Here is a 17,029-nt window from a genome sequence, read left to right as displayed (position 1 = left end):
GAGGGGCTCCCTAGTAGAGATGCTTGCGGTGCGGATGTTTGCGTCAACACATTTCTATCCGAGGAATATTCCTCACGTCAACTATCGTCCCATAGAGTGTGAACGTGATTCCTTTCGACGACCCTCGGTTGACGGCGATGGGCCTCCTGGCGGAGGTCTCCACCGGCCTGTCGGCGAAGACGCTCCCTTCCCTGGCCGCCGCGGGTCTCTCGGAGATCGACTTCGAGACCCTGATCCGCCTGGCGCGCTCACCCGGTCAGCGGTTGCGCATGAGCGACCTGGCCGCGCAGACCAACCTCTCCACCAGCGGGGTCACCCGCGTCGTGGACCGGCTGGAGCGCGAAGGCCTCGTCGTACGGCAGGCGTGCGCCACCGACCGCCGGGCCTCCTACTCCGCGATCACCGAGGCGGGCACCAGCCGGCTCGCCGAGGTGCTCCCGCAGCACCTGGTCGACATCGAGGCCTGGTTCACCGGCCTGCTCGCCCCCGACCAGCTCGCGACCTTCCTGGACACGCTGCGGATCATCCGCGACGCCGTACGGCCGTGCGCCACGGCCGGTTCCGAGCACACACCGGCGCAGGAGACGGCGGCCGCCGGGCAGGCTCAGCCCTGAGGTTCGAGGTGCCGCCGCTCCGCAGCCATGCCCTCAGGCTCCGCGCACACCCGCTCCGCAACCATGTCCACAGGTTCCGCGCACACCCGCTCCGAAGCCGGGTCCCCCAGGGTGCCGCGGAGCTTCGCCATGCCCCGTGAGACGGTGCTCTTGACCGTCCCGACGCTGACGCCCAGAGCCTTGGCGATCTCCGGCTCGGACATGTCCTCGTAGTACCGCAGCACGATCGCGGCCCGCATCCGGGCGGGCAGGCGTTCGAGGGCCTGCTCCACCCGCTCCGGCAGATAACCGTGGACGATCGACTGGACCGGCTCCGGCAGTTCGTCCGACGGATACTCCTCCAGCCTGCGCCGCCGCCACCACGAGATGTTGATGTTGACCATCGTCCGGCGCACGTAGCCGTCCAGGGCCGCGCGGTCCTCGATGCGCTCCCAGGCGAGGTAGGTCTTGACCAGGGCCGCCTGCAGCAGGTCCTCGGCGTCGTTGGGATTGCCGGTGACCTGGTGGGCGGCGCGCAGGAGCGCCGGTCCGCGAGCTGCGACGTACTCGCGGAACTCGTCGTGGATCCCGCCGGTCACTGCGATCACCAGCCTGTGGGTCGTGGGCGTCTCGTCGTCAGAATCGCAGCCGCGGGCCCGGATACGGCTGAACCGGAATCCAGGTTTCATCCTGACGAGTGCAAAGATCGATTCAGCTGGGTGGCGGAGCGCGCGAGGGGCACTAGGTACGGGTTTGACCCGGCGTGGGCATCAAGGCGTTCTACCGGGGATGTGAATTTTGCTACCTGGTAGGGCCCCTGTCGGAATTATTGGTGTGCGCCGGACCCCGCCCGGCGCAAATCATGTGACGCTGGCCGGAACACCTCGCCGACAAGAGGGGAAGCGACGATGCTCTACCGGAGCGTTGACCGCCGCCACGCGCTGGCCGCGGCCGCGCTTGGCCGGAATCCGGCGACCCCGGGGCCGGTCGCCGACGAGGGCGAGCTCCTGCACGCCGTCACCGGAGAGATCCTGGACATCAGTCCGCACCTGATCATCATCGAGACGCCGGACGGCAGGCACGAGCGTCTGGTCATCGCGCCGTGGGCGACCGCCTGGCGGGGGGAGACCGTCGCTCCGGCCGATCTGCCGAGGGGCTCCCAGGTGATCGTCAGGGCGGTGCAGGGGGGCAGGGTCGCCGAGCGGATCTGGGCGGACATCACCCGCATCACCGGTGTGATCCAGAATGTCGGCAAGGGCGCGCGAGACCGCACGATGGAGCTCTACTGCGGACCCCACCGGGGACGGCGCACCGTCGTCATCCCCTACGGCGCCTCGGGACGCCTGCAGGTCCGCCATCCGAAGTTCGAACCCGGCTATCTGTTCGACGCCATCGGCGTACGCGAGGACGGCGTCTCCCACGCCCGGCTCCCCGCGACCTCGCAGCCGCCCTACCGGTGGACGTCCGTACCCGAGCAGCCCCCGTCGTACGGCGGCGCGCAGTCACGGATCTCGGGCACCGCGACCTGGTCCGACGCCTTCGACCTCGACGAGCGCGGAGCGGCCTATCCGATGCTGGAGTCCTCCGACTCGGAGTGCGACGAGGCGGGCGTGTCCTGCGCCAGGCTGCCCTATCTGGCGCTGGGCTCGATGCTGGAGATGCGCAACGTGTGCACGGGCCGCACCTCGATCGTCCCGATCGTGACATGCGGCTGTCTCGCCGGTCGTTTCTGCGACCGGTGCCTGGAGTGCGGCACGTCTCCGCGTGGCCGGATCGCGGAGCTGTCGCCGTCCTCTTTCGTGGAACTGGGTGGGGACCTGACCACGGGATGCTTCAATGCCCGGGTCGGATTGGGGTGACACAGGTGTCACAGGTGTGGATCACGATCGCCGCGGCGCAGATCCCGGTGCTGGCCGTACTGCTGGCGCTGGGCATGGCGGCGAAGATCAGGACCGTCACGAACAACTCCGAGCCCGGGGGGATGAGCGGGCTCGGACCGGCGGTGCTGGTGGCCGAGAAGTGGCGCGCGCCCGCGATGCTCGGTTGCGCGGCCGGGGAGGCCTTCCTGCTGGGCGGCCTGATGCTCACCGGGCACCCGTTCTTCCGGTGGGGAGCGGTGGCCTTCTTCGCGGTGTCCGCCTACGTGCTGTGGGAACTGCGCCGCAGGCGGCCGGACGCGGGCTGCGGCTGCTTCGGCGACGTCAGCTCGATCCCGGTGGGCGCCCGCTCGCTGGCGCGCACGGTGGTGCTGACCGCCATGGCCGCGGGCACGGTCTGGGTCGGGCCGGCCCCGGGCTGGTCGGTGCTGGCCGGGATCTCCTGGATCGAGGGCCTGGCCATGGCCGGCGGGCTGCTGCTGGTCGCCGCCCTCTCGCCGGAGATCGAGGAGGCCGCCGCCCGGATCCGCTATCGCGTGCCCTGCGAGCAGCGCCGGATGGACCCGGAGACGGCCCTGAATCGACTGCGCGCGAGCGCGGCCTGGCAGGCGCACATGAGGTTCCTGGCGAGCCCGGACCCGGTCGACTCCTGGCGGGAGCTGTGCTGGCGGTTCTTCGCCTATCCGGGGCGCGGCCCCGAGGGGAACCGGCTGGAGGTCGTCTTCGCGGTGCACCTGATCGGCAGGCGCCCGGCGGTGCGGGTGGCCCTGGTCGACGCCGAGGGACGGCCGGTCGCCGTGGAGCCGGTCACGGTGGGGCATTCCCGGCCGGAGCCGGTCTCCGCCAGGTCACAGCCCCGATCCGGCCGGATGCTGACCCGTGCCCGCCACGCGGCGCGGCACAATTCAGCTCTATACGGCTCTCTAGCTTCCCCACTAGAGAGCCGTATAGAGGGCTAGCAGCCGTTCCTCACTGTATCGAACATACGTTCAGATCGGTTGGGAACGGAGAAACTTTCCGAAGTGCGGGACGGTGAACGCGATCAGCCCGCGCTCGGCACTGTAGATCAGCCCCTTCTTGATGAGGCTGTCGCGGGCCGGGGAGAGGCTGGACGGCTTGCGGCCGAGGATCTCGGCCACCTCGGCCGTGGCCACCGGCTCGTCGCCGATCGAGGCGATGGCGTGCATGTAGTCGCGCTCGGCCGGGGTGGCCCGCTCGTAGCGGCTGCCGAAGAAGCCGACCGCGAGCTCCTCCTCCGCCTCCGGGGCGGAGACCTTGACGTCGTCGGCGGTGATCGGGCTGCGCAGCGCCAGGTCCCAGGCGACCTTGCCGTAGGCCTGGACGAAGTAGGGGTAGCCGTCGGCCGCCTGATAGAGGGCGTCGAGGGCCTCCTGGGTGAACTCGACCCCCTCGCCCTGGGCCGGGGCGATGAGCGCCAGGTCGGCCGCCTCGCGGTCGAGCCGGTCGATCCTGGCGTAGCGGAAGAGCCGCTCGGAGTAGCTCTTGCTGGCCGACAGGACGCTGGGCAGGTGCGGCAGGCCGGCGCCGACCACGATCAGCGGGCCGCCGCTCTGGGAGAGCTCGTGGCAGGCGGCGCACAGCGCCGAGACGTCCTCGACCTGGACGTCCTGCATCTCGTCGATGAACAGGGCGATCCCGACGCCCAGGTCGGTGGCGACCGCGGCGGCGTCGACGAACAGCTCGGTGAGGTCGATCTCCAGGTCGCCGGAGTCGGCCCGGCCGCGCGCGGCGGGCACGTCGATCCCGGGTGACCAGTGCGAGGTGCCCTTGGCCGCGGAGGCGTCGCGCATCGCGAAGGCCTTCAGCACGCCGAGGAACTCCTCGATGCGCTCGGGCGCGCGGTGCCGGGGGGACAGCTCGCGGATGGCCATGTGCAGGGCGGCGGCCACCGGACGGCGGATCGACCGGTCGGGCCGGGCCTCGATCTTGCCGGTGCCCCACAGCCGCTGCATGGCCATCGACTTGAAGGTGTTGAGCAGGACGGTCTTGCCGACGCCGCGCAGGCCGGTGATGACCATGCTGCGCTCGGGGCGGCCTCGGGCCACCCGCTCCAGGACGACCTCGAACTGCTGCAGCTCGCGGTCACGCCCGGCGAGCTCCGGGGGGCGCTGCCCCGCGCCGGGGGCATAGGGGTTGCGCACGGGGTCCACGCTCTCGGACTTTATGACGGGATATAGCGGCCGTCCTAGATTTCCGTAGAAAGCGTTATGGCGTGTCGCACGTCTCAGGGAGGGGCGGCGCGGGGCGGGCGCGCAAGGCGCCGGGGAGGTCGCGGGCATCGCCATGGCACACCCCTCACCTGGACGGACACCGACCGAACCCGTGTTCGATCCAATGCCTTCGACTGTAGCGCGGGATCGAACACAATGACGAGACTTTCCGAAGAAAAGCTCGGCTAAAGGTCGCCCACCCGGCCCGTCAAGAAAGATCGAGAAGCGGGAGCCGTACGCCTCCGCCGGAGAGGGCGGCTCCTTCGGCTGAGAGGGTCGACTCGGTGGAGAGGGCAGGCTCGGTGGAGAGGGCAGGCTCGGCTGAGACGGCCGATTCGGCGGAGACGGCGGAGGAGGCCACCGAGGACAGCCGCTGGCGCGACAGCGCCGGCCAGGCCTGCACCGCGCAGAACGGGGCGCACTGGTCCTGGTCCGAGCGGGTGCCCACGTGGACGCAGCACTGCACGAGCCGCTCCTCCAGCATCGTCGACATGTCCATGAACGGCTTCACCGTGATGCGGACCACCCGCTCGCCGAGCATCCGGCGGATCCGGCGCCGGCGTCCGGGCAACGCCGAGGACGCCACCGCCAGCAACGTGGAGACGCCCAGGTCGCAGTTCTGCGAGACGGTCCGCCACACGTCGCCGATCTGCGGGTGCGACAGCGACGACTGCTCCGACAGCAGCCCGAGCAGCGACTCCTGTACGGCCAGGCGCAGCTCGCGCGGGATCTCGGTGTCGGCGATCCGGTTGGAGACGAGGCCGAGGTTCTCCTTGAGCCGGTCGTGTCCCATCAGCGCGGTCAGCGACCGCCACCGGCCGGAGTCGTCGCGGATCATGTAGCCGACGGAGCAGCAGTGCGGGTGCGAGCACGGCAGCGCGGTGAGGTCGCGCCAGGTGACGAGCCCGCCGGTCTGCGGGCCCAGGCGCCTGAGCACGCCGGTGTGGGTCAGCCGGTCCATCGGGTCGATCGCCCCGGACCGCCCCGAGCCGAACTGCGGCTGCAGGGACACCCCGCCCACGTACGGCGTGTCGAGCGCGAGCCGCACGACGTCGCCGATCTCCGTGTCGTTGACGCCGAGCGCGGCCGTCATGACGAGGGTCGTGAAGATCTCCCGCTCCGACAGCCGCCGTACGGCCTGCGCCTTGAGGGCGCGCAGGTCCCCTCCCCGGTGGTGGCGCGAGGCCTCGGCGGAGGTGCCGTCGTACTGCAGGTAGACCTCGACCCGGTCGCGGTGCCCGGCCAGCAGGCTGAGCAGGGCGTCGTCGCGGGCGATCAGGAGCCCGTTGGTGTTGACCAGGATGCGGGTGATCGGCCGGGTGACCAGTTCCTCCAGCAGCGGGCCCAGGTCCGGGTGGAGGGTGGGCTCGCCGCCGCTCAGCATGAGCACGTCCAGACGGCCGTTCTCCCTGGCCAGGCGCTGGTCGACGTTCGCCAGCACGTCGGCGACCGGGACGACCCCGCGCAGGTCGGGCGAGGAGCCCGCGAAGCAGGTGGGGCAGCGCAGGTTGCAGGTCTCGGCGATGTCCTCCAGCAGGATGCAGGTGTGCTGGGTCTGCGTCTCGGGGAGGCCGCGCAGGTAGGCCTGCGGGACGGGGTCGAAGTTCCCCGGCGTGTCGGGGACGTGGGCCTTGGTGGGGGCGGTCCACTCCTCCAGGTAGGCGAGGATCTCCGGGTCCTCGTCGTACAGCGTGCGGACCAGGCCGTGGACCCGGCACCCGCGCTCCAGATGGACGCGGCCGTCGCGCTCGGCGAGATAGCCCGTCAGGCGCGGCACGTCGTGCAGCGGGCGCTCGGGGTCGGCGTCGTGGCAGCGCGGGCAGAAGGCGTTGACGTAACGCAGGATGCGGTCGCCCCGCAGGGGCATCCCCGTCACCGGTACATCTCCGGGTTGAGGCCGGTGCAGAACCCGGCCGAGATGATCGAGACCAGCGCCCAGCCGATCATCAGCCCGATGCCCAGCCCGTTCCCGGCGGGTCTGCCCGTCCTGATCAGCAGGAACCCGCCGCCGAAGGCGATCAGCGCGAGGAGCACGGCGGCCACCGCGAAGGCGGTCCCGGAGGCGATCCTGAGCGCGATCAGCCCGATCACCAGGTTGATCGCCATGAAGCCGAAGACGCCGCCGAACGCCGCCCCGACGGTCGCCCCCGCGGACCTGACCGGGTGCGACGGGGGCGGCGCCCCGTGTGGAGGCGGGCCTCCCGGCCCCTGCGGCGGACCCCCCGGACCCTGCGGCGGACCCCCCGGACCCTGCGGCGGCCAGCGGGTCCCCCAGCCGTGGTGATCGCGGGGAGCCTGCGGTTCCCTGGGATCCTGCGGCTCCTGAGGCTCCTGCGGGTTCTGCGGGCCCTGCGGCGGGGTGGTCATGCGCGGATCTCCTGTCTGCGGACGAGCGCATCATAGAAGCCCCGGCGGTAGCCGTACCGGAGTCTGATGACGACCAGCAGCAGACCGGGGAGGAGGAACCACTGCGGGCGGGTGAGGTCCAGCCAGACCGTCTCGTTGGCCCTGGTGAACTCCACCAGGAAGCGGAAGACGGCGTAGGCCGCGACGTAGAGGGTGAACAGCTCGCCCGGCCGGGTGATCCTGCCGCGCAGCCACCACCACAGCGCCGCGAAGGCCAGCAGGTGGAAGGCCACCTCGTACAGGAACGACGGGTGCATGGCCTGCCCGGCCAGGCATCCGGGGCAGCCCGGGGTGGAGGCGGGGGCGTGCACGCCCCAGGGCAGCGTGGTGGGACGTCCCGGGGCCTCGGTGAGGTGGCAGCCGATCCGGCCGACCGCCATGCCGAGGGCGACCGCCGGCGCGAACAGGTCGCCGGTCCTCTCGCGGTAGCCGATCAGCTTCTTGGCGATCAGCACGCCCGCGTAGGCCCCGGTGAGCCCGCCCAGGATGCTCCGCGAGCCGAACATCCAGGCTTCCAGCAGGCCGGGGTTGAGCGCCGGGTCGAGGTGCTCGGCCCAGCCGGACAGCCGCATGCCGATCGCCCCGCCGACGAGCGCGCCCGCGACGGCGACCAGCGACTGCTCGGCGGGGGCGCCGCGGCGGCGGGCCTCCGCGACGAAGACCACGGCCGCGGTCAGCACGCCGAGCCCGACGAACAGCCCGTGCGTCGGTACGGTCCATCCCCCGACCCCGATCACCGGCTCCATGCGCAAACACTAGGATGCGCGGCCCGTCCGGGCCACCGTCCCGCTCCTCCGGCGGGTCTCGCCCGGCGGAAGTACGGGACGTCGTCACGTGTCGTGTCCGGAGGGCTACGCTAGGAGCCGTCGTGTCATACGAGGTGTGTCCGTCCAGGTCACACCGGGCAGGCCGGATCCGCGGGGGAGGTGGGCAGGTGGGGGACGCCGGACTCGGGACGCCCGTCCGGGCGGTCACGACGCCCAGGAGATCCGCCCGCGTGGTCGGGACGCCCGTCCGGATGATCGTCGCGGCGATGGCCTGCCTGGCGCCGGCCGCCTGCGGCTCCTCCGACCCCGTCGCGGTCCCCACCGCCGAGTCCGTCCGCCCCGTCCCGCCCCCGCGCTCCTCGACGACTCCGGCCGTCTCCCCCCCGGCCTCGCCCACCGTCTCGCCCACGCCCACGCTCTCACCCACCGGCGCGCCGTCTCCGACGGCTCCCACCGCCCCGGCCACGTCCCCTCCGCCCTCGGCCGCCCCGACGCCGACGCAGTCCCCGGCCGGGCCCCCGCCCTTCTCCGCGAAGGTCTCCCGGATCGCCCGCGAGCGCCTGGAGCACTCCTGGCGCTCCGGCTGCCCGGTGCCGGTGCGCGACCTGCGGTTGATCACCATGACCTACTGGGGCTTCGACGACCGACCTCACATCGGCGAGATGGTCGTGCACGAGGACGTCGCGGACGACGTTGTCACGATCTTCCGGCGCCTGTACGGCTGGCGCTGGCCGATCTACCGGATGGAGCTCGTCGACGTCTACAAGGGCGACGACTTCGACTCGATCGAGGCCGACAACACCTCGGCCTTCAACTGCCGCCCGGCGACCGGGTCGAGCAGCTGGTCCAAGCACGCCTACGGCCGGGCCATCGACATCAACCCCCGGGAGAACCCCTACGTCTCCGCCGACGGCTCGTTCGCCCACCGCAACGCCCGCAGGTTCGTCAAGCGCCCGGTGAACGCCCCCGGCGTGATCAACCCGGGCGACCGGGTGGTCAAGGCCTTCGCCCGGCTCGGCTGGGAGTGGGGCGGCTCCTGGTCGGGCACCAAGGACTACCAGCACTTCAGCAAGGGTGGCGGCTGAGACGACACGGGCCGCCGGGGCCTATCCGGGCTCGCGGAGCAGATAGCGGGTGTGCTTCCCGGCCATCCACTCCCTGTCGAACTCCCGGCCCGTCATCCGGCCGACGAGCGTCAGGAGCGAGGAGCGGCCCTCCGCCTCCGCCGGGCTGTAGCCGGCGTGGGCGAGCCCGGCGAGGTCCCGCCACTCCTCTGGGATGGCGACGTCCTCGTATTCCTCGCCGCTTTCGACGCGGGCCTCCTCCCAGGCGAGATACTCCCGCAACCCCGGCGGCAGTTCCGGGTCGTTCTCCCAGTCGGAGTCCTGCACGTCGAGCAGCAGTCCCTCCGTGTAGGGGTCGAGCGCGTCCCCCCACCGCTCCGCGGGCCCGGAGAGAGTGAACCCGGCGGTGTCGCGTCCGTTGACGGCGTAGTGCAGCTCACCGGGATGGTTGAAGTGCCAGCTCACCGCGAACGCCCGCCCGCCGTACGACAACTCCTGCACGGCCCCGGCGCAGCCGTGGCCGCCGAGCTGGATGATCTGGATCCAGTCCCCGGTGAGCCTGCCGGCCCAGAGCACCGCCGACTCCTGGCCGGGTGCCGGCCCTTTCGGCAGAGCCTGCCAGGTGCGGTCGGCGGAGTCGTCCACGTCCGCCACCGTCACGCCCATCCGGCGGGCGGCCTCCCACACCTCCAGCCCTTGCGCCCACGCGGCCGTGAACCATTCGCCCATGCCGTACGAGCTCGCAAGATGCCAGAGCCGTTCCGACGATCGCACGCCTTCTCGTCTCTTCGGCGGCCGTCTCCCCGACAGCCGTGGATCATCAATGATGCCGGGGTTTCCCCGGCCACAGAACGGCGGCGGTGACGATCGTGGAGATCACCAGCAGGACGCCCAGCAGGATTTCGAGGAACATCGTGATCGACATCAGGCCCTCCTTCGCCCTCGTCGCGGGCACGTGACCGCGAGGACGAAGGTCTTCCCACACCCTCGTACCGAGGGCCGCCCCGCCGGGTCCGCCGGTCTGCGGGGACCGTGATGACGATCGGGGCGTCGGACGGTGGGTACTCCCCTCCGCTTCGGTTCCACTATCCGCCCAGGTCAGGTGCGGGGTCAACCACACCGGGCACGATTCGGGGGTGGGCAGCACCCGGAGACTGGCCTAACCTTGTGGTGAGGGGAGTACTTCCCAAGCGTCGCTCCGGTCAGTACGGACGTCCCAGAACGTCCCCGGACGGCCACCCGCGAAGCGCAGGGTGAAGGAGACCTCGAACGATCGACCACGTTCGAGGAGGACCCATGCCCGCCGTGGCGACCCTGTCCGCTGCCGACATACAGACGATCGGCTCACCGCAGATGTGGACCATCACGGTGGTGGCCCTCGTGGCACTACTGGCGGTGGACTTCTTCCTGACGCGGCGCCCGCACGAGGTGCGGATGCGCGAGGCGGTGGGGTGGTCGGTCTTCTATCTCATCCTGCCGATGATCTTCGGTGTCTACCTGTGGTCGGCCTTCGGGTCCGGCACGGCACTGGAGTTCTTCACCGGATACGTGGTGGAGAAGTCCCTGTCGGTGGACAACCTGTTCGTGTTCATGCTGCTGCTGGCGGCCTTCGCGGTCCCGGCCGCGCTGGCCCAGCGGGTCCTGCTGTACGGCATCATCGGGGCGTTGGTACTGCGCGCGGTCTTCATCGCGCTCGGCGCGGCCGTCCTGCAGAGCGGCACCTGGGCGTTCCTGCTGTTCGGCGGGATCCTGATCTTCACCGCAGTGAAGATCCTCAGGGACGCGATGAAGGGCACCGAGCAGGAGGTCGACATCTCCTCCATGCGGACGGTCCGGCTGCTGCGGCGCTTCATGCCGGTCACCGACGACTACCGCGGCTCGCGCCTGATCGTCCACGAGAACGGGCGCCGTGCCCTGACCCCGCTGGTGCTGGCCATCGTGGCCGTCTTCGCCACCGACATCGTGTTCGCCGTCGACTCGGTCCCGGCGGTGTACGGCGTGACCGAGGACCCCTTCCTCGTCTTCGCCACCAACGCCTTCGCCCTGCTGGGACTGCGGGCGCTCTACTTCGTGCTGCAGGGCGTCCTGACCAAGCTGCGCCACCTCAACCACGGGCTCGGCCTCATCCTCGCCTTCATCGGGGTCAAGCTGGTCCTGCACTGGGCGCACGGCATCTGGACCTGGGTGCCGGAGATCCCCACTCTGCTCTCACTGGGGGTCATCGTCGCGGTCCTGCTCACCGTCACGGCCACGAGCGTGTACGCCAACCACCGCGACGAGGAACCCGCCCTGCCTCCCGCCGAGGACGAGTCCCGCGCGACACGCTGATCCCTGTCCGGAGCCCGGGACTTCCGGAGCGCCGGGGCCCGGCTCCCCGTGGTGCATCATGGTGCCTATGGTGGCCGGTGACGGGGACGGCTGGGCCCAATGCGAGCGAGGGCATCGGCACTGGGGTGTGCACGGGGCGGCCGGGCTGCTCGCCGTGCACCACGACTCCGGCGGTACGGCGCACATCCTGATGCAGAAACGCTCCCTGTGGAGCCATCACGGCGGCACCTGGGGCCTGCCCGGAGGCGCCCGTGACAGTCACGAGGACTCCATCACCGGCGCGCTCCGCGAGGCCCGCGAGGAGGCCGCGCTGCACGGGGAGGGCCTGCGGGTGCAGGGCGTCTACACCGACGACCACGGCGGCTGGTCCTTCGAGACCGTGATCGCCGAGGCGGAGGAGCTGCTGCCCGCCGCCCCGGCCAACGGCGAGAGCACCGACCTGCGCTGGCTGCCCGTGTCCGAGGTCGCCTCCCGCAAGCTCCATCCCGGCTTCGCCGAGAGCTGGCCCGCCGTCAGTCTGGCGCTCCGCCCGCTGGTGATCGTCCTCGACGCCGCCAACATCGTCGGCGCCCGCGCCGAGCACGGCTGGTGGCGGGACCGCGCCGGGGCCACCGCGAAGTTGATGGCCGAGGTCGGCGCCCTGGCCTCGGCCGGTCTGTGCGGACTCCCCGGGTCCCCGCCCGCGCCGGCCCGCTGGTTCCCGATGATCGTGATGGTGGTGGAGGGCGCCGCCCGGGCGGTGGACCCGTTGCCCGGTGTCACCCTGCTGAAGGCGCCCAGCAGCGGTGACGACGCGATCGTGCGCGCCGTACGGGACACCCGCCCCTGGGAGCACGTCCTCGTCGTCACCGCCGACCGCGCCCTGCGCGAGCGCGTCACCGGTCACGGCGCTGACGTCGCCGGACCCGGCTGGCTGCTGGCACAGCTCTGAGGCCCGCGACCAGGGGTTCGCCGATGTTCCACGTGGAACATCGGCGGGACCGGTTCCGTATGGAACATCCCGGAATGGGTTCCGACTGGAACGTCCCGGGATAGTGGACAATCGTGGCCAGTCCGACAACCTGACGTTACGATCATGTTCATCCGTTCCGAGCCGCCCCGGAGACAGAACGTGGGCCACCCCCTGCAGTACGGCCGGCCCTCAAAGGGCGAGACCGGCCGGGGGGTGGCCGTGATCGTTCTGGTGGCCGCCGGCTTCCTCATCGCGGCGATCATGATCGTGGTCGCCGTGCTGAACCCGCCTGCCGCGACGCGGAACGGCGCGGCGGCCCCCTCCGCCACGGGCGCTCCGGGCACGGAGGCGTCGGAGGAGGAACTGCGGCAGACCGCCCAGACGGCGTTCGACGCCTACGCCTCCGGGGACTCCGGCGCGTTCTGGGACCTGTGGACCGCCCAGTCCCAGGCGCTGATCACGCGGGAGGAGTACGTCCGCCTGTTCCGGCTCTGCCCGCAGACCATCTCCGGTGTGTCGTTCACCATCACCGACACCATGATCACCGGTGAGACAGCCCTGGTCACGGCCACCCGCGCGGGCGACCCCACCGCCTACGACTACGACTTCGCCTACGAGAACGGCTCGTGGCGGTACGTCGTGCCGCCGCAGGAGACGGAGGCGTACCAGACCAAGAACGTCGACCAGATCGTCCAGGAGCGCCAGGCCGCCGGGGCCTGCGGCACTCCCGGGGGCACTCCGGGGGCCACCGGGCCGCCCAGCGCACCACCCAGCGCCCCGCCGACCGGTCCCGGGACCACCGCGCCCGGTGTCGAGCCCGACCCCGCGCCCAGCGCCGATCCCCCGCCCGGCTGAGTCCGGTCACAGGAGCCCGGTCACAGGAGCCCGGTCGCAGGAGGCGGGTCACAAGCCCGGTTACAGGAGGCGGATCACACGAGAGCGGCCAGACGTCCGAGGACGCCGGACTCGATGATGATCACCGCTCCGATGGCGATGAAGACGACGGGCACGAGCCAGTGCCCGGACCGCTCGACCACTGCGATGACCGCCTTGTGCGAGCCGAGCCACGACCCGGCCGCGCACCAGGCCGCGACCAGGACCGCGAAGACGGCCACGGTGACCAGGCTCGCGCCGGGACCGATGGTGCGGAACAGCGGGGTGTAGACGGAGATGTTGTCGGCGCCGTTGGCGACGGTGGTCCCCGCCACCGACAGCAGACCGGTCGCGGCCGGCGGGGCCTGTTCTCCGCCGTCGGCGGCGCGCAGGACTCCGGCCAGGTTCCACAGGCCGAGCCCGAGCGGGACCAGGCCGAGCAGCCCGATCCACTCGTCGGGGACGACGGTCAGGCCGAGCGCCGCGACGGCCGAGACCACCACGAGCAATGCGATCCCCGCGTACTGGCCGGTGACGATCTGCCAGGGGCGGGGCCGGCCGGAGGCGCGGGAGGACAGGAACAGGACGGTCAGGACGATGATGTCGTCGACATTGGTTCCGGCGAAGACGGCGACGGCCGTCGCGGCCGTTCCCAGAAGATCCTCCATCACCGGTCAGCGTAGAGGAACCCTTCTGCGGGCCGTACGGCCGACGGGGCGGTGTCGCGGCGCCTACCCGGTCGCGGTGCCTACCCGGTGTCGCGGTGCCTACCCGGTGTCGCGGTGCCTACCCGGTGTCCCGGTGTCGCGGTGCCTACCCGGTGTCGCGGTGCCTACCCGGTGTCCCGGTGTCGCGGTGCCTATTCGCCGGAGGGCGCGGCCGCCAGCGCCTCCTCGACCGTGGGGAACACCGGCAGGCGGGAGGCGACCCCGGTGATCCACAGGACCCGGGCCGTGCTCGACTCCACCGCCACCAGCGCCAGCCACCCGCCCTCGTCCGAGGCGCGCTTCCAGCAGGAGGCCAGCAGACCCGTGGCCCGGGAGTCGAGGAAGTCGGCCTCCAGCAGGTTCACGACGAGGTTCGGGCCGAACCGGGCGAACGCCTGGTCGAAGAAGTCCATGGCCAGGTCGTGCGTCGTGTAGTCGAGGGTTCCCTTGACCGTCAGCACGCCGACACCCTCGCCGTCGATGGCGGTGAACTGGGTCGTGGCGGTCAGGATATGGAGGTCGGACATCATGACACTTCCGGGCTGTCGGGTCGGAGATGGGCGACCAGCATGCAGGTGTCGTCACTGGTGTTGCTGGGCACCAGCACGCTCATCACCGCGGCCAGCCGGTCGGCGGGCGCCGCCCGCACCGCCTCGGCGATGCTCTCGCCGAGCAGGTTCAGGCCCTCGAAGAGGTCGCGGCCCGGCAGCTCGATGAGGCCGTCGGTGAACATCACGACCAGGTCGTCGGGCTGGAGCCGTACCTGCGCCGCGCTGTAGCTCACGTCGTCGAAGACCCCGAGCAGCACACCGGGCTGGAGCAGCCGGTGCACCTGGGAGCCCCGGACCAGCAGCATGGGCGGGTGACCGGCGTGGGTGAAGGTGAGCGTGCGATCCTTGGCCCGGAAGCGGGCGACGACGGCGGTGGCGAGCACGTCGGGACGGATGCGGCGCAGGAGCCGGTTCAGCGTCACGAGGATCCGGTCGGGCGCCTGGTCGGCGAAGGCCAGACCGGTGATCGCGTGGCGGAGCTTGGCCATCGCGGCGGCGGCGGCCAGGCCGCTCCCGGCGACGTCGCCCACGGCCAGCAGCGCCTCGTCGTCGCTCAGCGGGATCGCCTGGTACCAGTCGCCGCCCAGCGGAGCGGTCTCGGCCGCGTCGTAGCGCACGGCCACCCGCAGGGCGGGCAGGGAGAGGACGTCCTCCTGCGCGGGCATGATGATGTGCTGCAGCTCGGCGGCGAGCCGCGACTCCTCCTCCAGCCGCTGCCGGGCGTCGGCGAGCTGGTGGGTGGTGTGCCGCCAGTCGGTGACGTCCTGCATCAGGCCGTAGATCTCCACGGGCCGGCCCGCGGCGTCCCGGCTGACCTCGGCCACGTTGCGGATGACGCGGTACTCGTCGCCGACGAGGACCCGCAGCTCGTACTCGTAGGAGGTGCCCCCGTCGCCGAAGGCGGTCACCGCCTGGTCGACGAGCGCCAGATCCTCGGGGTGGGTGATGCCGCGGTACTGCTCCAGGTCGAGCGGACCGTCGGCCGGGTCCCGCCGGTGCATGCGGTACAGCTGGTCGGACCACTCGACCTCGCCGGTGACCAGGTTCCAGCGGCCCCAGCCCAGGTTTCCCAGGCGCTCGGTGTTGGCCAGGCGCGCCGCGATCCGCTCCTCCTCGTCGTCGTGGGTCCACGTGACGAGCAGCCCGCCGTGGACCCTGGCGACTCTGAGGGTGTACGTCGAGCGGTGGGGAACGCCCTCGGTGGTCTCCGTGTGGACGTACTGGGGGATGTCCTCGGGCTCGCCGGTCTCCAGGACCCGCAGGTAGACCTCGCGCAGAGGGCTGTCGTCCGCAGGGGAGTAGGCCCCGAAGGCGCGCATCCCGAGCAGGTCCTTGCCGGTCCGGCCGTGGATGTCCCGCGCGTCCGGGCTGACCGCCCGGATCTCGAAGTCGAGGATCTCTCCGGCCTCGTCATGGATCGGCACCGACCAGGCGGCATGCGCCGTGATGCCGTCCAGCAGGGCCTGTATCGTCGCGACGGTCTCCGGCTCGGAGCCGGGCGGGTCCGCCGGGCCTCCCGATGGGAGGATCATGAGAGTCGGCCCGGAAATGTGATCGCCTCCGCTCATGAACCGCCAGCCCCTTTCATGGGACCCGCTCCCCAAGAGTGACACATCGAGGAGATCGTTTTAACATCTCGTGACGTCATCTGCCCTGTTGAGGATAATCCTCCGGCTGAATGCACCGGACGGGACCCCGCAGACACGCGGGACCACCCCGCCGGAGAGCCCGCCGGCAGCGGACCCCGTGATGGGCGTGATCGGTTTGCCGGGCGGTACGGACCCCCGCATACCATTCACCGGTGGAGGTTCTGGAGCCGGAAGTGTGGCGGGCGCGGGCGCAGGCCCACCGGCGGCGGGTCGAGGCATGGACGGCGCCCCACCTGGCGCGCCGGGCGCGGGGCGAGACCCATCCCGTCGAGGACTTCCTGTTCACCTACTACGGGTACCGGCCCGCGCGGCTGCAACAGTGGCACCCGGGCGCCGGGGTGGTGCTGAAGGGGGCCCGCGACTTCGGCCGCGACTACGTCGACACCCCCGAAGGAGCCACGCTCGACACCGGGGCGCTGATGGACAGGCGCGGCGCCACCGTCGAGTGGGCCGCACGGCTGCTGGCCGCCACCGCGGAACGCCCGGCGTACTTCGGCTGCTTCGGCCTGCACGAGTGGGCGATGGTCTACCGGACGACGGAGATCCGGCACGAGTCCTGGCCGCTTCGGCTCAGCGGGGAGGAGATCGCCCGGGTCGTGGAAGAACGCGGCGTGCGGTGCAGCCATTTCGACGCCTTCCGCTTCTTCACCCCGCAGGCGCGCCCGCTCAACGCGTTGCAGCCCACGCGGGAGCGGCAGCACGAACTGGAGCAGCCGGGCTGCCTGCACGCCAACATGGACCTGTACAAATGGGCGTACAAGCTGTCGCCGCTGGTGGGCAGCGAGCTGGTCGCCGACTGCTTCACGCTGGCCCGTGACATCCGCGCCGTGGACATGCGGGCCGCCCCCTACGACCTGAGCGCGCTCGGCTACCGGGCGATCCGGATCGAGACACCCGAGGGACGGGCCAAGTACGCCGCCGAACAGCGGGGCTTCGCCGAACGGGCCCGGGTGCACCGGCGACGCCTGCTGGAAGCATGCGAACGCCTCCTGGCCGGCGCCGCCGTCCCCAGCCCCCGCTGACCGGGCCGG

At 71.4% G+C, this 17,029-nt stretch carries 17 protein-coding genes; 8 read left to right on the top strand and 9 right to left on the bottom strand.

The window, feature by feature from the left end; all coding sequences use genetic code 11:
- Positions 1–98: 98 nt before the first annotated feature.
- The gene (locus Psi01_RS22415; protein WP_204066030.1) at positions 99–614 is read left to right on the top strand and encodes a MarR family winged helix-turn-helix transcriptional regulator; all 516 of its coding nucleotides are present in this window, start codon (positions 99–101) and stop codon (positions 612–614) included.
- Here the strand turns inward: Psi01_RS22415 and Psi01_RS22410 are convergent.
- A complete protein-coding gene (locus tag Psi01_RS22410) occupies positions 605–1,201 on the bottom strand; it encodes a SigE family RNA polymerase sigma factor (RefSeq protein WP_373872510.1) in 597 nt (198 codons plus the stop codon). The genes Psi01_RS22415 and Psi01_RS22410 overlap by 10 nt on opposite strands.
- A gap of 300 nt (positions 1,202–1,501) precedes the next feature.
- On the opposite strand from Psi01_RS22410, the gene Psi01_RS22405 reads away from it, so the two are divergent.
- Both Psi01_RS22405 and Psi01_RS22400 read left to right on the top strand, forming a co-directional pair.
- Positions 1,502–2,452: a hypothetical protein gene (locus Psi01_RS22405; protein WP_204066028.1), complete on the top strand. Its 951-nt coding sequence runs from the start codon at positions 1,502–1,504 to the stop codon at positions 2,450–2,452.
- A 14-nt stretch (positions 2,453–2,466) separates the two neighbouring features.
- Positions 2,467–3,429 (top strand): MauE/DoxX family redox-associated membrane protein, encoded by a 963-nt coding sequence (locus tag Psi01_RS22400; protein ID WP_204066027.1) that lies wholly within the window; start codon positions 2,467–2,469, stop codon positions 3,427–3,429.
- Between the two features lie 30 nt (positions 3,430–3,459).
- Here Psi01_RS22400 and Psi01_RS22395 read toward each other — a convergent pair whose 3' ends face one another.
- The 4 genes from Psi01_RS22395 to Psi01_RS22380 all read right to left on the bottom strand — a co-directional run bounded on the left by Psi01_RS22395 (position 3,460) and on the right by Psi01_RS22380 (position 7,853).
- Positions 3,460–4,641: an ATP-binding protein gene (locus Psi01_RS22395; RefSeq protein WP_204066026.1), complete on the bottom strand. Its 1,182-nt coding sequence runs from the start codon at positions 4,639–4,641 to the stop codon at positions 3,460–3,462.
- Positions 4,642–4,909: 268 nt separating this feature from the next.
- A complete protein-coding gene (locus Psi01_RS22390) occupies positions 4,910–6,568 on the bottom strand; it encodes a radical SAM protein (RefSeq protein WP_204066155.1) in 1,659 nt (552 codons plus the stop codon).
- A 5-nt stretch (positions 6,569–6,573) separates the two neighbouring features.
- On the bottom strand, positions 6,574–7,068 hold the full coding sequence (locus Psi01_RS22385) for a hypothetical protein (protein ID WP_204066025.1): 495 nt from the start codon (positions 7,066–7,068) through the stop codon (positions 6,574–6,576).
- The gene (locus tag Psi01_RS22380) at positions 7,065–7,853 is read right to left on the bottom strand and encodes a prolipoprotein diacylglyceryl transferase (protein WP_204066024.1); all 789 of its coding nucleotides are present in this window, start codon (positions 7,851–7,853) and stop codon (positions 7,065–7,067) included. The genes Psi01_RS22385 and Psi01_RS22380 overlap by 4 nt, the downstream gene beginning before the upstream one ends.
- Before the next feature lie 251 nt (positions 7,854–8,104).
- On the opposite strand from Psi01_RS22380, the gene Psi01_RS22375 reads away from it, so the two are divergent.
- Entirely contained in the window at positions 8,105–8,959 is an 855-nt protein-coding gene (locus Psi01_RS22375; protein ID WP_239127925.1) for a M15 family metallopeptidase, read from the top strand.
- A 21-nt stretch (positions 8,960–8,980) separates the two neighbouring features.
- Here the strand turns inward: Psi01_RS22375 and Psi01_RS22370 are convergent, their stop codons facing one another.
- Positions 8,981–9,667, bottom strand: a complete 687-nt coding sequence (locus Psi01_RS22370) for a hypothetical protein (protein WP_204066023.1) — start codon at positions 9,665–9,667, stop codon at positions 8,981–8,983.
- Between the two features lie 567 nt (positions 9,668–10,234).
- Here Psi01_RS22370 and Psi01_RS22365 point away from each other — a divergent pair.
- The 3 genes from Psi01_RS22365 (at position 10,235) to Psi01_RS22355 (ending at position 13,073) form a co-directional block, all read left to right on the top strand.
- On the top strand, positions 10,235–11,266 hold the full coding sequence (locus tag Psi01_RS22365) for a TerC/Alx family metal homeostasis membrane protein (RefSeq protein WP_204066022.1): 1,032 nt from the start codon (positions 10,235–10,237) through the stop codon (positions 11,264–11,266).
- Between the two features lie 67 nt (positions 11,267–11,333).
- Positions 11,334–12,197, top strand: a complete 864-nt coding sequence (locus Psi01_RS22360; protein WP_204066021.1) for an NUDIX hydrolase — start codon at positions 11,334–11,336, stop codon at positions 12,195–12,197.
- 144 nt (positions 12,198–12,341) lie between these two features.
- Positions 12,342–13,073, top strand: coding sequence for a nuclear transport factor 2-like protein (locus tag Psi01_RS22355; RefSeq protein ID WP_204066020.1), 732 nt, complete (start codon positions 12,342–12,344; stop codon positions 13,071–13,073).
- Between the two features lie 74 nt (positions 13,074–13,147).
- On the opposite strand, the gene Psi01_RS22350 is transcribed toward Psi01_RS22355, so the two are convergent.
- The 3 genes from Psi01_RS22350 to Psi01_RS22340 all read right to left on the bottom strand — a co-directional run bounded on the left by Psi01_RS22350 (position 13,148) and on the right by Psi01_RS22340 (position 15,881).
- Entirely contained in the window at positions 13,148–13,759 is a 612-nt protein-coding gene (locus tag Psi01_RS22350; protein WP_204066019.1) for a cadmium resistance transporter, read from the bottom strand.
- Positions 13,760–13,950: 191 nt separating this feature from the next.
- On the bottom strand, positions 13,951–14,325 hold the full coding sequence (locus tag Psi01_RS22345; RefSeq protein ID WP_204066018.1) for an STAS domain-containing protein: 375 nt from the start codon (positions 14,323–14,325) through the stop codon (positions 13,951–13,953).
- On the bottom strand, positions 14,325–15,881 hold the full coding sequence (locus Psi01_RS22340; RefSeq protein WP_204066017.1) for a PP2C family protein-serine/threonine phosphatase: 1,557 nt from the start codon (positions 15,879–15,881) through the stop codon (positions 14,325–14,327). The genes Psi01_RS22345 and Psi01_RS22340 overlap by 1 nt, the downstream gene beginning before the upstream one ends.
- Before the next feature lie 269 nt (positions 15,882–16,150).
- On the opposite strand from Psi01_RS22340, the gene Psi01_RS22335 reads away from it, so the two are divergent.
- Positions 16,151–17,020, top strand: a complete 870-nt coding sequence (locus tag Psi01_RS22335; protein WP_204066016.1) for a 3-methyladenine DNA glycosylase — start codon at positions 16,151–16,153, stop codon at positions 17,018–17,020.
- Positions 17,021–17,029 lie beyond the last annotated feature (9 nt).

Source organism: Paraplanobispora siamensis, assembly GCF_016863175.1.
Lineage (GTDB): Bacteria > Actinomycetota > Actinomycetes > Streptosporangiales > Streptosporangiaceae > Planobispora > Planobispora siamensis.
This window is presented reverse-complemented; position numbering and strand designations above follow the sequence as displayed.

Bases quoted from the DNA above. Each gene is read 5' to 3' on its own strand.
- Psi01_RS22405 (WP_204066028.1), top strand. From the start codon at position 1,502: ATGCTCTACCGGAGCGTTGACCGCCGCCACGCGCTGGCCGCGGCCGCG.
- Psi01_RS22390 (WP_204066155.1), bottom strand. From the start codon at position 6,568: ATGCCCCTGCGGGGCGACCGCATCCTGCGTTACGTCAACGCCTTCTGC.
- Psi01_RS22385 (WP_204066025.1), bottom strand. From the start codon at position 7,068: ATGACCACCCCGCCGCAGGGCCCGCAGAACCCGCAGGAGCCTCAGGAG.
- Psi01_RS22380 (WP_204066024.1), bottom strand. From the start codon at position 7,853: ATGGAGCCGGTGATCGGGGTCGGGGGATGGACCGTACCGACGCACGGG.
- Psi01_RS22370 (WP_204066023.1), bottom strand. From the start codon at position 9,667: ATGGGCGAATGGTTCACGGCCGCGTGGGCGCAAGGGCTGGAGGTGTGG.
- Psi01_RS22365 (WP_204066022.1), top strand. From the start codon at position 10,235: ATGCCCGCCGTGGCGACCCTGTCCGCTGCCGACATACAGACGATCGGC.
- Psi01_RS22360 (WP_204066021.1), top strand. From the start codon at position 11,334: ATGGTGGCCGGTGACGGGGACGGCTGGGCCCAATGCGAGCGAGGGCAT.
- Psi01_RS22355 (WP_204066020.1), top strand. From the start codon at position 12,342: ATGTTCATCCGTTCCGAGCCGCCCCGGAGACAGAACGTGGGCCACCCC.
- Psi01_RS22350 (WP_204066019.1), bottom strand. From the start codon at position 13,759: ATGGAGGATCTTCTGGGAACGGCCGCGACGGCCGTCGCCGTCTTCGCC.
- Psi01_RS22345 (WP_204066018.1), bottom strand. From the start codon at position 14,325: ATGTCCGACCTCCATATCCTGACCGCCACGACCCAGTTCACCGCCATC.
- Psi01_RS22340 (WP_204066017.1), bottom strand. From the start codon at position 15,881: ATGATCCTCCCATCGGGAGGCCCGGCGGACCCGCCCGGCTCCGAGCCG.